The following is a 15,034-nucleotide window of genomic DNA, read 5'->3' as shown; positions in this document are numbered from 1 at the left end:
GAGGGAAGTCCTCCCTTTTATTGCTTTAAGTTTATTATTTTACTTTTTAAATTGATAGAAGATCTTATTTTTTCATATTCTTCTTCAATTGCATGGAACATTACAGTTAATGTTTCAAAAACTATTTCTGCATTGAAATTATTATTAAAAGGTATGCAAGCTTTAGCATTAACTACATTATCATTTTCATAAAATGATATATATTTATATGTTGAATTTAATTCATTAAATAGCTTATAAAGTTCAATTTTGTTATCTTCTTGTGGGATACTTGTGATATGAAATATATAAATATCAGCTAAGGTATCATCATCCGTTAATGAAATAACAGCTCTTTTTTCAACTCCGCCACCTAAAACTGGTCTTTCAACACCATTTATATTTAATTTTTCTGGAAAAGAAAAAATAGTTACATTATCTATATTCATTCCTTTATTCATCGGTATTTTTCTAGCTTCAAGAAAATCTTCGAAGTCTTTAGAATTATTTCTCATTAATAAAATCCCCCTTAAATGTAGAAATAAATTATGTGATTATTCAAAAAAAAGTCTATATTTATATTATTATCTCATAAAGAATAAAATAAGTAAATATATATTATATTATAAAATATTAAAAAATATTACCAAAATGTGGATAAAACTGTTGATAATGTGGAAAACTTAAAACCGTAATTAAAATAAAAATAAAGAAGCACATGCTTCTTTATTTTTTATCGAAATTTACTTTAGAAATCAAGTAATTTTGTAATTCAGTATTTCTTTCTTTATCCATTGGGGGAACACCCTCAAGTTTATATTTTATACCTAATACTTCATACTTATTCACTCCAAGAAGGTGATAAGGTAAAAGATCTATTCTGTCTACATTAGGTATTTCCTCATTTATTATTTTAGCTAATTTATCCATGTGTTCTATGGAATCAGTATATCCAGGAACTACAACATGTCTTATCCAAACTCTACAATCACTATTTTTAAGTGCTTTTATAAATAAATTAACCCCTTCAGTATTAGACCCAGTTAAGGTTAAATATCCATCACTATTTTCATGTTTTAAATCAAGTAAAACTAAATCAGTATACTTTAAAATTTCTTCATAATTTCCATCGCCATATCCAGCAGTGTCTATTGTTGTATGTATTCCTTTAGCTTTACATTTTTTTAGCGCTTCCAGCAAGAACTCTGGTTGAACTAGAGGGTCTCCTCCAGAAAATGTAATGCCACCACCAGATCTTTGGAAAAATGGTTTAAATCTTTCAACTTTAGCTACTAAATCATCAGCAGTCATTTCTTCTCCACTATTTAAAGTCCATGTGTCTGGATTATGACAATAAGCACATCTTAATTTACAACCTTGCATAAATACTACAACTCTTATACCTGGACCATCAACAAGTCCCATACTTTCAATTGAATGAATTTTTCCTTTTATCATAATTATTCTTCTCCTTATAAGGCTTTATTAGTTTTATATGTCTTATTAAGATATATTAAAAAAATCATTAGAATATAGAAACCTTTAAAATATTATAGGGATAAATAGTACTTGTTTATACATATACATATAAAAATTTTAAAAAATAAAAAGCCATTTTAACTTAAAAAGCATCTAAGTTTTTAGCTTCTTTATATAATAACTTTTTTAATATATCAGAGTTGCTTACATTTAAAGCAACTCTGATAATAGTCATAGTAATATTAAATTAGATTGATTTGTGGAATGTTCTGCTTATAACTTCTAATTGTTGAGCTTTAGTTAATCTATTGAAGTTAACTGCATATCCAGAAACTCTGATTGTTAGAGTTGGGTATTTGTCTGGATTTTCCATAGCATCTAATAGAGTTTCTCTGTTTAATACGTTAACGTTTAGGTGGAACGCACTTTGAGAGAAGTATCCATCCATGATTGATGCTAAGTTAATTTTTCTTTCTTCTTCAGTTTTTCCAAGTGCATCTGGAATTATAGAGAATGTATTAGAAATACCATCTTGACAAGCATTTCTGTATGGTAATTTAGCAACTGAGTTTAATGATGCTAAAGCACCGTTACAATCTCTTCCGTGCATTGGGTTAGCTCCTGGAGCAAATGCTTCGCCAGCTTTTCTTCCGTCTGGAGTAGCTCCTGTTTTCTTACCGTAAACAACGTTAGATGTTATTGTTAAGGCAGATAAAGAATGTTCAGCATCTCTGTAAGTTGGGTGTTTCTTTAACATTTCAGAGAATACGTTTAATAATTCTACTGCTAAATCATCAACTCTATCGTCGTCATTTCCGTATTTAGGGAAGTCTCCTTCGATTTCGAAGTCGATAGCTATTCCTTCTTCATTTCTTATAGGTTTAACTTTAGCATATTTTATAGCACTTAATGAGTCAGCAACAACTGATAATCCAGCAACTCCGAATGCCATGAATCTCTTAATATCAGTATCATGTAATGCCATTTGTCCAGCTTCGTAAGCATATTTATCATGCATGAAGTGGATTGTATTCATTGTATTTACATATAATTCAGCAATGTATTCTAAAACATTGAAGTAAGCAGGTTTGATTGTTTTGTAATCAAGTACTTCATCAGTTATTTTATTTAATCCTTTAATTACAACTGTTCCTTTTTTCTCATCAATTCCGCCGTTGATAGTGTATAGTAAAGCCTTAGCTAAGTTAACTCTAGCTCCAAAGAACTGCATTCTCTTACCAATTTCCATAGCAGATACACAGCAAGCTATACCATAGTCATCTCCATATATTGGTCTCATTATATCATCATTTTCATATTGGATTGCTCCAGTTTGAATTGACATTTTAGCACAATATTCTTTGAAGTTCTTAGGTAATTTTTCAGACCATAAAACTGTCATGTTTGGTTCTGGTGCTGGATCTAAGTTAGTTAATGTGTGTAAGTATCTGAAAGAGTTTTTAGTTACTAATGGTTGACCATTTACAGATACTCCAGCGATAGATTCAGTTATCCAGTTAGGATCTCCAGCAAATAATTCATTATATTCTGGAGTTCTTAAATGTCTAGCAAGTCTTAATTTGATTATGAATTGATCAATTATCTCTTGAGCTTCAGCTTCAGTTATAATTCCAGCTTCTAAATCTCTTTCCATGTATATATCAAGGAATGTACTTGTTCTTCCTAAAGACATTGCAGCACCGTTATTTTCTTTTATAGCAGCTAAATATCCAAAGTATACAGCTTGAACTGCTTCTTTAGCATTTGAAGATGGTTTAGATATGTCTACTCCATAAGATGCAGCCATAGCTTTTATTTCATTAAGAGCTCTTATTTGCTCATTAACTTCTTCTCTTTTTCTTAACAATTCTTCTAAAGCAGGTCCTACTAAAGCATCTAAGTCAGCTTTCTTTTGCTCTATTAAGAAGTCTATTCCATAAAGAGCGATTCTTCTGTAGTCACCTATGATTCTTCCTCTACCATAAGCATCTGGAAGACCAGTTAATAAACCAACACTTCTAGCAGCTCTTGTTTCTTTGCTATAAGCATCAAAAACACCTTGGTTATGAGTTTTTCTATATTTATTGAAGTATTTTGCAATATCTTCATTTAATTTGTATCCATATGCTTCTAGTGATTGCTCAACCATTCTGAATCCTCCGAATGGGTTAACAATTCTTTTAAGTGGAGCATCTGTTTGTAATCCAACAATTACTTCATTATCTTTGTCGATGTATCCTGGTGCAAAATTGTTAATTCCAGAAACTTCATTAACTTCTACATCAATTATACCTTTTTTTATTTCTTCTATTATTAGAGCATGAGCTTTTTCCCAAACTTTTTCAGTTTTTGGAGTCATTCCAACTAAGAAAGACTCGTCTCCCTCATATAATGAATAGTTTTTTTGAATGAAATCTCTAACATTAATTTCTTCTTTCCAAAGCTCACCTTTGAAATTTTCCCATTGTTTAAACATTTACTATTCCTCCTTAATATATTACAAGTGATTACGTTTTAAAACATTATATTTTAAAGAGATAAAAAATAATGATAATAACTTTTTTACTGTAATTTATATTTAAGTTTTGCTTCTGTTATAATTGTATTACTAATACAGAAATAAATCAATATGTTTTGAAATTGTCAGAAAAAATAAATTTAAATATTCATTATTATTTAATGTAAAAACAATGTAAAAGTTTAGGCAAATAGGGAAAAATGGAGTAAAATCTATATCGGATTTTATTAAATTACATCACAAAGAAGGAAAAAATGTTTTTAAATGTAAAAGAATAACTTTATAAATGAACATATTGTTAAAAAAAACTCAATAAAAAAATATAACAGTTTTTAAAAAACTAATACAGTTAATATAACAGTTAATAGTTATCTTTTACAATAACTTTTAATCTAGAATTAAGTATTGCCTTGAAAATTAATGATAAATTAAAAAATAATATAACATTTAAATGGTAATTTTATTAATTTTAAAAGAGATAACAGTTAAAAAAAATAAGAAAATAATAACATAATAGAAATGATTTAGTAATAGATATTAAATATACTAATATTATTTTGAAATTTTTTGAGAATGAAATAGTGCAAATATAAAATTTTAGACATAAATATACTAATTATATTAAAATAAGGTATAATAAGAAAAGAAAAGTTTAAAACTTAAGTAGAGGCATTGATTAGATGAGTGAATAATATGAATATTTAAATAAATTTTAAATATTTCTTAGGAGGTATTAAAATTGGGTAGAAGAAAGCCAAGTATGTTTAGTAGAAATTATGAAAAAGAAATGAAGAAAATGAAAAGAAGAAAATACATAATTTTAATATTAGTTGGTGCTTTTTTAGTTAGTGCAGTAATTTTTTTTAGCACACCTATAAAAGATAAATTTGTTAATATAATAAGATCCAATATTAATGTATCTAAAAATGAAAACAACAATGTAAAAGAACCTGTAGTTGAAGAAAATAATGATTCTAATAAAAACACAAATAAAGAAGAAAATTCTCATAATGAAAAAGAATTAATAAAAGATGTATTAATAGAAGGAAAAAATTTAAAATTAAACTTAGATGATAAAAAAGAAAAAATTATTTCTTTTGAAGGTGTTGAAAGTTTAAAAGGAGATATAAGTCCTAATGGGAAAAATATGATTGTTTTAAATAAAGATAGTCAGAACATGTATTTAGTTGATTTGAACGGAAGTACTAAAGATGTAACTCAAAAGGAATATATTTCTGATGAAAATATGACTTTTTCAAAAGAGAAAGTTATTACAGAAAATCAAGGTTATATTTGGGCAGATAACCCTAAATTTATAAATGATAATTTAATAGCATATACAAGTTATCTACCTTGGATAATTTCAGAAAAAAATCAATATATTTGGACTTTAGATATTAATTCTCTTAATAGGACCCCCCATTATGAAATTTACGGTAAAGATGTAAAAATGGGAAATCTTCAAGAAAAGGGCTTAGTTGTAAACATAGATAACAATGTTTTATTTATAGATTCACAAGGGAATATAGTTTATTAATAGGAAAAATTGTAAAAAATCTTGTAATTAGATATAGAAATATTGTATAATTTGAAAAAGCTTGATAAATTTCAAATTATAAACTATGATTGAAAAATAAATAGAAATATTTAGTTTGTTATAATTAGCACAAGTTAATAATTAATCTACCTAATTTGAATAATATGTGTTATAATTTATTAGGTTAATATTCATTTATATATAGTAGGAGGAAAAAGAAAAATGAACGTTAAAGTGGAAAATTTACCAAAAAGCGTTGTAAAACTAACAGTAACAGTAGAAGCAGAAAAATTTAATAGCGCTGTAAAAAAAGCATTTGCAAAAAACTCTAAGAAGTTTAATATACCAGGATTTAGAAGAGGTAAAGCACCTTATGCAATAGTAAAAAAATATTATGGAGAGTCAGTTTTATTTGAAGATGCATTAGATATAGTTTATAGAGAAACATATCCAGTAGCATTAAGTGAAAATAAAATAAATCCAGTTGATTACCCACAAATAGAAATAGAGCAAATTGGAGAAGGAAAAGATTTAATATACATAGCTAATGTACCAGTTGCTCCAGAGGTAAAACTTGGAGAATATAAAGGATTAGAAGTTAAGAAGAACGAATATAAAACAACAGATGAAGATGTTGAAAATAAAATAAAAGAAATGCAACAAAAAAATGCCAGAGTAGAAGTTAAAGAAAAAGCTATTGAAAAAGAAGATATAGCTGTTATAGACTTTAAAGGATTTGTAGGAGAAGTTCCATTTGAAGGTGGAGAAGGAAAAGACTATGAATTAGAAATTGGATCAGGTACTTTTATAGACAACTTTGAAGATCAAATAGTTGGATTAAAAGCTGGAGAAAATAAAGAAGTTCATGTAACATTCCCAAAAGAATATGGAATAGAAGAATTAAATGGAAAAGAAGCAAAATTTGAAGTTACAGTTAAAGCTGTAAAAACAAAAGAATTACCAGCAATAGATGATGAGTTTGCAAAAGAAGTTTCAGAATTTGAAACTTTAGAAGAATTAAGAAATGATATAAAAGCTAACTTAGATAAATCAAACGAATTAAGAACTGAAAGAGAATATGAAGAGGCTGTTATATCTGCAGTTGTTGAAAATGCAACAATAGATATTCCAGAATCAATGGTAAATAGAGAAATAAGCGGAATGCTAAAAGATTTAGAAACAAGATTACAATATCAAGGATTAACTCTTGAGAAATACTTCCAATTCACTAATACAAATGAAGAAGAGTTTAGAAATCAAATGAACGAAGTAGCTACAAATAAAGTTAAAACTGAAATGGTAATAGATAAAATTGCTGAAGTTGAAGAAGTTAAAGCTACAGAAGAAGAATTAAAAACTAGAGCAGAAGAAATAGCTAAAATGTACTATGGTGCAGAGGATGCTGAAAAAACAGCTGAAATGTTAATGGAAAGCCAAAAAGTATATTTAGAAGTTCAAGTTCTTGCTGAAAAAGTAAGAAAAATGTTAGTTGAAACTAGTAAAGCTACTAATTAATAGAATAATAAATTTTGTTAAAATATGATTAATTGCCAGATTTTTTTCTGGCAATTAATTTTAATAATATATAAATATATAAATTATAGTTTAAACATTAAATTTATGGACAGAATTAGTTAGTGTAGTATTTGTATTATAAATATAGTACAAAAAGGAGGAAGTTGTATGAGTTTAGTACCAATGGTAGTAGAGCAGACTAATAAGGGTGAAAGATCTTATGATATTTATTCTAGACTTTTAAAAGAAAGAATAATATTTTTAGGAGAAGAGGTAAACTCTACTACTGCAAGTTTAGTTGTTGCTCAATTATTATTTTTAGAATCAGAAGATCCAGATAAAGATATTTATCTTTATATAAATAGTCCTGGAGGATCAATAACAGACGGAATGGCTATATATGATACTATGAACTATATAAAGCCAGATGTTGTTACAATTTGTACAGGATTAGCTGCATCAATGGGAGCATTTTTATTATCATCTGGAGCTAAGGGAAAAAGATTTGCTCTTCCAAATAGTGAAATAATGATACATCAACCATTAGGTGGATTTAAAGGGCAGGCTACAGATATAGATATACATGCAAAACGTATAATAAGAATAAAAGAAACATTAAATGAAATATTAAGTGAAAATACTGGTAAGTCCCTTGAAGTAATTAAAAAAGATGTTGAAAGAGATTACTTTATGAGTGCAGAAGAAGCAAAAGAATATGGATTGATTGATGAGGTAATAATTAAAAAGAAATAGCATTTTAGAGAGGTGTAGACATGCCAAGAAATGATGAAAAGAAAAAATTCAAATGTTCTTTTTGTGGAAAAAATGAAGAACAGGTAAAAAGACTTATAGCTGGACCAGGGGTTTATATATGTGATGAATGTATAGAATTATGCTCAGAAATTATAGTAGATGAAAGAGAAGACAGTGTCCAAATGGATATGGAAACTCTTCCAAAGCCAGCAGAAATAAAAAAATATTTAGATCAGTATGTTGTTGGACAGGATGAAGCTAAAAAATCTTTATCCGTTGCTGTCTATAATCACTATAAAAGAATAAGTTCTAATGTTAGTGAAGGGGATGTTGAACTTCAAAAAAGTAATATTTTATTATTAGGACCAACAGGTTCAGGAAAGACATTACTTGCACAAACTTTAGCTAAAATGTTAAATGTACCTTTTGCTATAGCTGATGCTACTACATTGACAGAAGCTGGATATGTAGGCGAAGATGTTGAAAATATCTTACTTAAATTAATTCAAAATTCTGATTATGATGTAGAAAAGGCAGAAAAGGGTATAATATATATTGATGAAATAGACAAAATAGCAAGAAAATCCGAGAATCCGTCTATAACTAGAGATGTATCAGGTGAAGGCGTACAGCAAGCATTGTTAAAAATTTTAGAAGGAACAGTAGCATCTGTACCACCTCAAGGCGGAAGAAAACATCCACATCAGGAGTTTATACAAATTAATACTTCAAACATTTTATTTATATGTGGTGGAGCATTTGATGGCTTAGATAAAATAATATCAAGAAGAACTCAAAAATCATCAATGGGATTTGGTGCAGATGTTCAAACTAAAGAAGTTAAAGATATAGGAGCATTATTAAAAGAAATAATGCCAGGAGATTTGTTAAGATTTGGTTTAATACCAGAATTTGTTGGAAGATTACCTATAATAGTAACTTTACAAGCTTTAGATGAGAGTGCATTAGTTAGTATATTAAGTGAACCTAAAAATGCGCTAGTTAAGCAATATAAAAAGCTATTTGAAATGGATGATGTGTTATTAGATTTTGATGAAGAAGCATTAAAACAGATAGCTAATGAAGCAATCAAAAGAAAAACTGGAGCAAGAGGTCTTAGAGCTATAATAGAAGAAACTATGAAGGATATTATGTTTGAAATTCCTTCAAGAGAAGAAATTGAAAAAGTTATAATAACTAAAGATACAATAAAGACTAAAGAACCAGATGTTGTTATAGCTGAAAGTGGAAAAAGAGAGCCGTTAAAAATTGAATCAAAAGGTAAATCTAAACGAGGTTTAGAACCAGCATAATGTTAGAAAATAATGATAAATATTTTTAATATATAAAGGCACTATATGTTTTATAGTGTCTTTATTTTTATGGAATTATTTCAACTTATATTTTATCCTTATGATTAAGTAAGAATTTTATTTAGTGAATAAGAATATTAAAGGAAAATGTGAAAATAATAGTAGTATAAAGGGGAAAGTATGTACTTTTATATAATATAAAAAACTAATATTCCCTAAATAAAGATTTATGGAGGATAATGTATATGATTATGGAAAATTCAACGATTTTTCTTATTTTAACTGTTCATTCTATAATTATTTTCTCATTAATAATTTATATATTTTCAAGTAAGGGTAATATAAAAAACTCTTCATCAAATATTAATGAAAAAAAGGAAGATGCTCAAAGACTGGAAGAAATGAAAAGTATATCATTAACTATGCCGCTTTCGGAGAAAAGTAGGCCAACGAATTTTAATGAAATAATAGGTCAACAAAAAGGTATAAGAGCTCTAAAAGCAGCTATATGTGGACCTAATCCCCAACACGTTATAATTTATGGGCCACCAGGTATTGGTAAGACAGCAGCTGCAAGACTAGTTTTAGAAGAAGCTAAAAAAAGAGAAAACTCACCTTTTGGTGATTATTCTAAATTTGTAGAAATAGATGCAACAACAATAAGGTTTGATGAAAGAGGAATTGCTGACCCGCTTATAGGTTCGGTTCATGATCCTATATATCAAGGTGCTGGACCATTAGGTGCAGCTGGGGTACCACAACCTAAAATGGGAGCTGTATCTAAAGCTCATGGTGGAGTTCTATTTATAGATGAGATTGGCGAGTTGCATCCAATTGAAATGAATAAGTTATTAAAAGTATTAGAAGATAGAAAAGTGTTTTTAGATAGTGCATATTATAACTCTGAAGATAATAATATGCCACAATATATAAAGGATATATTTGATAATGGGTTTCCAGCAGATTTTAGACTGATAGGTGCTACAACAAGAAATCCAGAAGAAATACCTCCAGCTATAAGATCAAGATGTGTAGAAATATTTTTTAGGGCTCTAACACCAGAAGAAATAGAAGTTATAGCAAATAATGCTATGAAAAAATTAGAATTAAATTTAGAAGAAGATGCAGCAAAGTTAGTGGGATTATATTCTTCAAATGGAAGAGACGCAGTTAATTTAATTCAATTGGCATCAGGAATAGCTATAAATGAAAATAGAAAGTATGTAAGTGTTGAAGATGTTGAATGGGTTATTGAAAATGGTCATTATAGTAAAAGACCTATAAAGAAAGTAAAGCCTGCGCCTATGATAGGAAATGTAAATGGGTTAGCAGTGTATGGAGCTAATATAGGAGCATTGATGGAGATTGAAGCAACGGCGATGAAAGTTAAATCTCGTATAGGAAAAATTAAAATAACAGGAATAGTTGAAGAAGAAGAAATTAAAGATAACAACAAGAAAATAAAGAGAAAGAGCACAGTAGCATCATCACTAGAAAATGTAATTACTGTCATTGAAAAAACTTTTTCATTACATGTAAATGAATATGATATACATGTAAATTTTCCAGGGGGAACTCCAGTAGATGGTCCATCAGCAGGAGTAAGTATAGCCACTGCTATATATAGTGCTATAACTGGAAATAGAGTAAACAATAAAGTTGCTATGACTGGTGAAATATCTATTTATGGACTTGTTATGCCAGTAGGTGGCGTAAGTTCTAAAATTCAAGCTGCTATGAAAGCAGGTGCTACAAAGATAATTATTCCTAAAGAAAACTGGCAAGAAAGTTTTAGTCAGATTGAAGGTGTTGATATTATACCAGTAGGTCATATAAAAGAAGTGATAAAAATTTCAATAGTAAATCAAGAGTATGAAACATTGGATGTGAATGTTAAAGGTGACTTAGATATACTAACTGCAAAATCTATATAGTTAATAATATATAAGAGTTGTTTAATTTGATAATATTTTTTATTTAATATTTAAAGGAAATATGTTAAAAGAATATATAATTAGAGTGACTTATTAATTGAAAAAAATCTTAATTATGGTTATAATATATTAGTCTATTTATATACTTTTTTAAATCATAAGCGATAAAATAACATTAATTTATAGAAATGAGGGGAGAAAATGGAGAATAATATAATAAAACTTCCTTTAATACCTTTAAGAGGATTAAGTATTTTCCCATATAATGTATTGAATTTTGATGTGGGAAGAGAAAAGTCTATAGTTGCCCTTGAGACTGCTATGACTAAAGATCAGAAGATTTTTTTAGTTTCACAAAAAGATGCTAAAGTTGAAGACGTAGAAAAAGATGATATACAACAAATAGGAACTATATGTACAGTAAAACAGTTGGTTAGGTTACCTGAAAATTACATAAGAGTGTTAGTTGAAGGTGAATGCAGGGGGAAATTAATAGATTATATAAAAGATGAAAGTAGTATTTTAGGTGAAATAGAAGTTATAGAAGATAAAATACCTAAGGAAGATATGGTAGAGTGTCAAGCTTATGTTGCATCTATACTAGAAAGTTTTCAAGACTATTTAGAAGTTACTAATCAGTCAATGGATGTAATGATAGATTTAGATGAAGAGGAAGACCTTGGAAGAATATGCGACACTATAGCATCGTATATGTTATTAAAACAAAGTAAAAAACAAGAATTATTAAGTTTAATTAATATTAAAGAGCGTTTAGAAAAGTTGTTGACAATTATAAAAGGTGAATTGGAAATTGTAGCACTGGAAAAGAAAATAGGCATAAAAGTAAAAAGTAAAATTGGGAAGGTACAAAAGGAATATTATCTTAGAGAACAAATAAAAACAATTCAAGAAGAATTGGGAGAAGATGATGAAGAGGTAAAAGAACTTAGAGAATATGAGTCTAAGATGGTAAAAGCGAAACTTCCTAAGGAAGCGAGAGAAAAGGCTTTATATGAGCTTAAAAGGTTAAAAAGTAGTGGAGCATCTTCTCAAGAAGGTCTTAATACAAAAACTTACTTAGATGTTCTATTAGGTTTACCTTGGGGAACAATAACAAAAGATAATTTAGACATAAAAAATGCTAGAAAAGTATTAGATGAAAACCATTATGGAATGGAAGACGTTAAGGAAAGAATAATAGAATATTTAGCGGTAAGAAAAGTTAGTAGGGGATTAAAAGCTCCAATACTATGTTTAGTTGGACCACCTGGAGTTGGAAAAACTTCTATAGCTGAATCTGTTTCAGAAGCTTTACAACGTAAATTTGTAAGAATGAGCTTAGGTGGAGTAAGAGATGAGGCAGAAATAAGAGGTCATAGAAAAACTTATGTAGGAGCTATTCCAGGTAGAATTATAAATGGTATGAAAAAAGCAGGATCTAAAAATCCAGTATTTCTTTTAGATGAAATAGATAAAACAGGAATGGATCATAAGGGAAATATAGAAGACTCGCTATTAGAAGTTTTAGATCCAGAACAAAACAATAGTTTTAGGGATCATTATTTAGAATTAGATTTTGACTTATCAAAGGTATTATTTATAACTACAGCAAATTCACTTGACACTATATCTAGACCACTTTTAGATAGAATGGAAATTATAGAAGTAAGTGGATATACGGTAGAGGAAAAATTTAATATAGCTAAAAGGCACATAGTTCCTAAATTGTTAAAGGAGCATAATGTTAAAGAAAGTCAAATTAAGATACATGATTCTGCAATAAAAAAAGTTGTAGAGAATTACACTAGAGAATCAGGAGTTAGAAGTTTACAAAGAAAGTTAGCTACATTAATAAGAAAGGCTATAACTGAACTTGTAGAAAAAGATAAAGAAAAAATAGCGATTACATCTAACCATGTAACTAAATACTTAGGTGTAGAAATATTTAGTTATGATGATATGCAACAAGATGATAAGATAGGGGTAGTTACTGGGCTAGCATGGACAGCATATGGTGGTGATACTCTTCCTATAGAAGTAATGGTTATGGAAGGAAATGGAAAACTTGAACTTACTGGTAAATTAGGTGATGTAATGAAGGAATCTGCAAAAGCTGCATATAGTTATGTAAGATCCAATGCAAAAAACTTTAGTATAAAAAATGAGTTTTATAAAAATAAAGATATTCATATACATGTACCAGAAGGGGCAGTGCCTAAAGATGGTCCATCAGCAGGTATAACAATGACTACAGCGATGGTATCAGCATTAAGTAATTCAAAAGTGAAACATAATGTTGCTATGACTGGTGAAGTAACTTTAACTGGAAAAGTATTGCCTATTGGAGGGTTAAAAGAAAAAAGTCTAGCTGCATATAGAATGGGAATAGATACTATAATAATGCCAAAAGATAATAAAAAAGATATAGATAAACTACCTAAAAGTGTTAAAAATAAAATCAAATTTATACCAGTAGAAAATGTAAATGAAGTACTAAAGAATGCTTTAGTTATTGGAGAGATGAATAATGGAAATTAAACAATCAGAATTTGTTATATCAGCAGTTAAGCCACAACAATATCCTATTGATAATAGAGTAGAATTTGCTTTTGTTGGACGTTCAAATGTTGGAAAATCATCACTTATAAATACTTTAACAAATAGAAAAAAATTAGTTAAAGTAAGTGGTACACCAGGAAAAACTAGATTAATAAACTTTTTCTTAATAAACAATGAGTTTTATTTTGTGGATTTGCCAGGATATGGATATGCAAAAGTATCTAAAAAAGAAAAGGATAGCTGGGGAAAAATGATGGAGAAATATTTAATAGATCGTCCACAGCTAAAAAAAATAGTGCTTTTAGTTGATTCTAGACATAAGCCTACTGATGATGATGTTATTATGTATAATTGGGTAAAACATTATGGGTATAATGTTATAGTGGTAGCAACAAAAAGGGATAAATTAACTAATAATGAGGCAGCTAAAAGTAAAAAACTTATAAGGGAAACTTTAAAAATGGATAAGGAAGAATCAATAGTTTTCTTTTCATCATTAAAAAAAGAAGGTAAAGAAAATTTATTAGAAGAATTAAGTAAAAATATAGAATGGGAATAGTTAATAAGTGTTTATGATTATATAAAATTAAATATTTATTGATAACTTAAAAATTCAAATAAATATAAAAAACACATACTTTATAAAAGTATGTGTTTTTTTGAGTTTAAGCAAGTTTACTAATAAAAATTAAGGTAGTAGTAATTAAGTTCATCATCATATGAATAGATACAGAATACCAAAACCCTTTATTATGCATGAAATAGCATGTTAGCAAACTAAGAGTAAATAACGTTAAAAATGCACTTAGGCTAAAATGCATGAATGCAAAAATTAAACTTGTTATTATAGCAGAAAGTATTGGATGAATAAACTTATTTAAGAATTTCTCAAAGAGAAGGTATCTAAAAACAAATTCTTCCAAAATAGGAGCGAAAATAACTGTAGATGGAACGGAAATCAAAAATTTAAGAAGTGTATAATCTGATAATATTTGTACTACATCTTGTTGTTCAGTGGTTACTCCCATAAATTTTAAAATTATATCCCAAATTAAAGCAGCTACGATTGAAATAGCATAACTGAAAAGTGCATATTTAAAAGCTAATATGAAATTAGTATTTTCAATACTAAAATTATATTTAAAATAATCTTTATCATGTTCATTTTTCATATACATAATCGCTAATACTACCGCAAAAAAAGGCAATGTGTTAGCGTGCATTGGAGGTAGTAATAGTACTATTATTGTATAAATGATAATTGTACCAATAGATTTGAAAGAAAAAATAGAGAATTTTTTATAATCAAATACTAATTTATACATAAAAAATATAAATGGAAAAAAATACACTAATATTATTATAAAAATATCAATAATTAACGGTAATAACAATAAAAACACCCCTTATGTAAATATTAATTGTGCTAAATTTTATGGAATATTAA

General features: G+C 27.9%; 11 protein-coding genes. 7 read left to right on the top strand and 4 right to left on the bottom strand.

Features of this window, described 5'->3' with window-relative positions:
- Positions 1-17 precede the first annotated feature (17 nt).
- From KQI36_RS05495 to pflB, 3 genes are all read right to left on the bottom strand, one after another.
- Entirely contained in the window at positions 18-494 is a 477-nt protein-coding gene (locus KQI36_RS05495) for a hypothetical protein (protein ID WP_010294167.1), read from the bottom strand.
- Positions 495-705: 211 nt separating this feature from the next.
- Positions 706-1,437: a pyruvate formate-lyase-activating protein gene (gene pflA / locus KQI36_RS05490; protein WP_216449989.1), complete on the bottom strand. Its 732-nt coding sequence runs from the start codon at positions 1,435-1,437 to the stop codon at positions 706-708.
- Positions 1,438-1,705: 268 nt separating this feature from the next.
- Positions 1,706-3,934, bottom strand: a complete 2,229-nt coding sequence (gene pflB / locus KQI36_RS05485) for a formate C-acetyltransferase (protein ID WP_010294163.1) — start codon at positions 3,932-3,934, stop codon at positions 1,706-1,708.
- A 781-nt stretch (positions 3,935-4,715) separates the two neighbouring features.
- Here pflB and KQI36_RS05480 point away from each other — a divergent pair.
- The 7 genes from KQI36_RS05480 (at position 4,716) to yihA (ending at position 14,146) form a co-directional block, all read left to right on the top strand.
- Positions 4,716-5,513: a hypothetical protein gene (locus tag KQI36_RS05480; RefSeq protein WP_216449988.1), complete on the top strand. Its 798-nt coding sequence runs from the start codon at positions 4,716-4,718 to the stop codon at positions 5,511-5,513.
- 222 nt (positions 5,514-5,735) lie between these two features.
- Positions 5,736-7,028 carry a trigger factor gene (gene tig, locus KQI36_RS05475; RefSeq protein WP_010294160.1) on the top strand — a complete coding sequence of 431 codons (1,293 nt, stop codon included), beginning with the start codon at positions 5,736-5,738 and terminating at the stop codon, positions 7,026-7,028.
- A 168-nt stretch (positions 7,029-7,196) separates the two neighbouring features.
- Positions 7,197-7,781: an ATP-dependent Clp endopeptidase proteolytic subunit ClpP gene (gene clpP / locus KQI36_RS05470; protein WP_216449987.1), complete on the top strand. Its 585-nt coding sequence runs from the start codon at positions 7,197-7,199 to the stop codon at positions 7,779-7,781.
- Between the two features lie 20 nt (positions 7,782-7,801).
- Positions 7,802-9,094 carry an ATP-dependent Clp protease ATP-binding subunit ClpX gene (gene clpX, locus KQI36_RS05465; RefSeq protein WP_010294156.1) on the top strand — a complete coding sequence of 431 codons (1,293 nt, stop codon included), beginning with the start codon at positions 7,802-7,804 and terminating at the stop codon, positions 9,092-9,094.
- 245 nt (positions 9,095-9,339) lie between these two features.
- Complete coding sequence (gene lonB / locus KQI36_RS05460; RefSeq protein ID WP_216449986.1) at positions 9,340-11,028, top strand: ATP-dependent protease LonB; 1,689 nt, start codon at positions 9,340-9,342, stop codon at positions 11,026-11,028.
- A 201-nt stretch (positions 11,029-11,229) separates the two neighbouring features.
- A complete protein-coding gene (gene lon / locus KQI36_RS05455; RefSeq protein WP_216449985.1) occupies positions 11,230-13,566 on the top strand; it encodes an endopeptidase La in 2,337 nt (778 codons plus the stop codon).
- Positions 13,556-14,146: a ribosome biogenesis GTP-binding protein YihA/YsxC gene (yihA, locus tag KQI36_RS05450; protein ID WP_216449984.1), complete on the top strand. Its 591-nt coding sequence runs from the start codon at positions 13,556-13,558 to the stop codon at positions 14,144-14,146. The genes lon and yihA overlap by 11 nt, the downstream gene beginning before the upstream one ends.
- 106 nt (positions 14,147-14,252) lie before the next feature.
- Here yihA and KQI36_RS05445 read toward each other — a convergent pair whose 3' ends face one another.
- Positions 14,253-14,981 carry a CPBP family intramembrane glutamic endopeptidase gene (locus KQI36_RS05445; protein ID WP_216449983.1) on the bottom strand — a complete coding sequence of 243 codons (729 nt, stop codon included), beginning with the start codon at positions 14,979-14,981 and terminating at the stop codon, positions 14,253-14,255.
- Positions 14,982-15,034: the final 53 nt, after the last annotated feature.

The organism is Clostridium senegalense (genome assembly GCF_018916625.1).
GTDB classification, from domain to species: Bacteria; Bacillota; Clostridia; order Clostridiales; family Clostridiaceae; genus Clostridium_J; species Clostridium_J senegalense.
The sequence above is the reverse complement of the archived record's forward strand: the minus strand, read 5'-3'. Positions and strand labels throughout refer to the sequence as shown.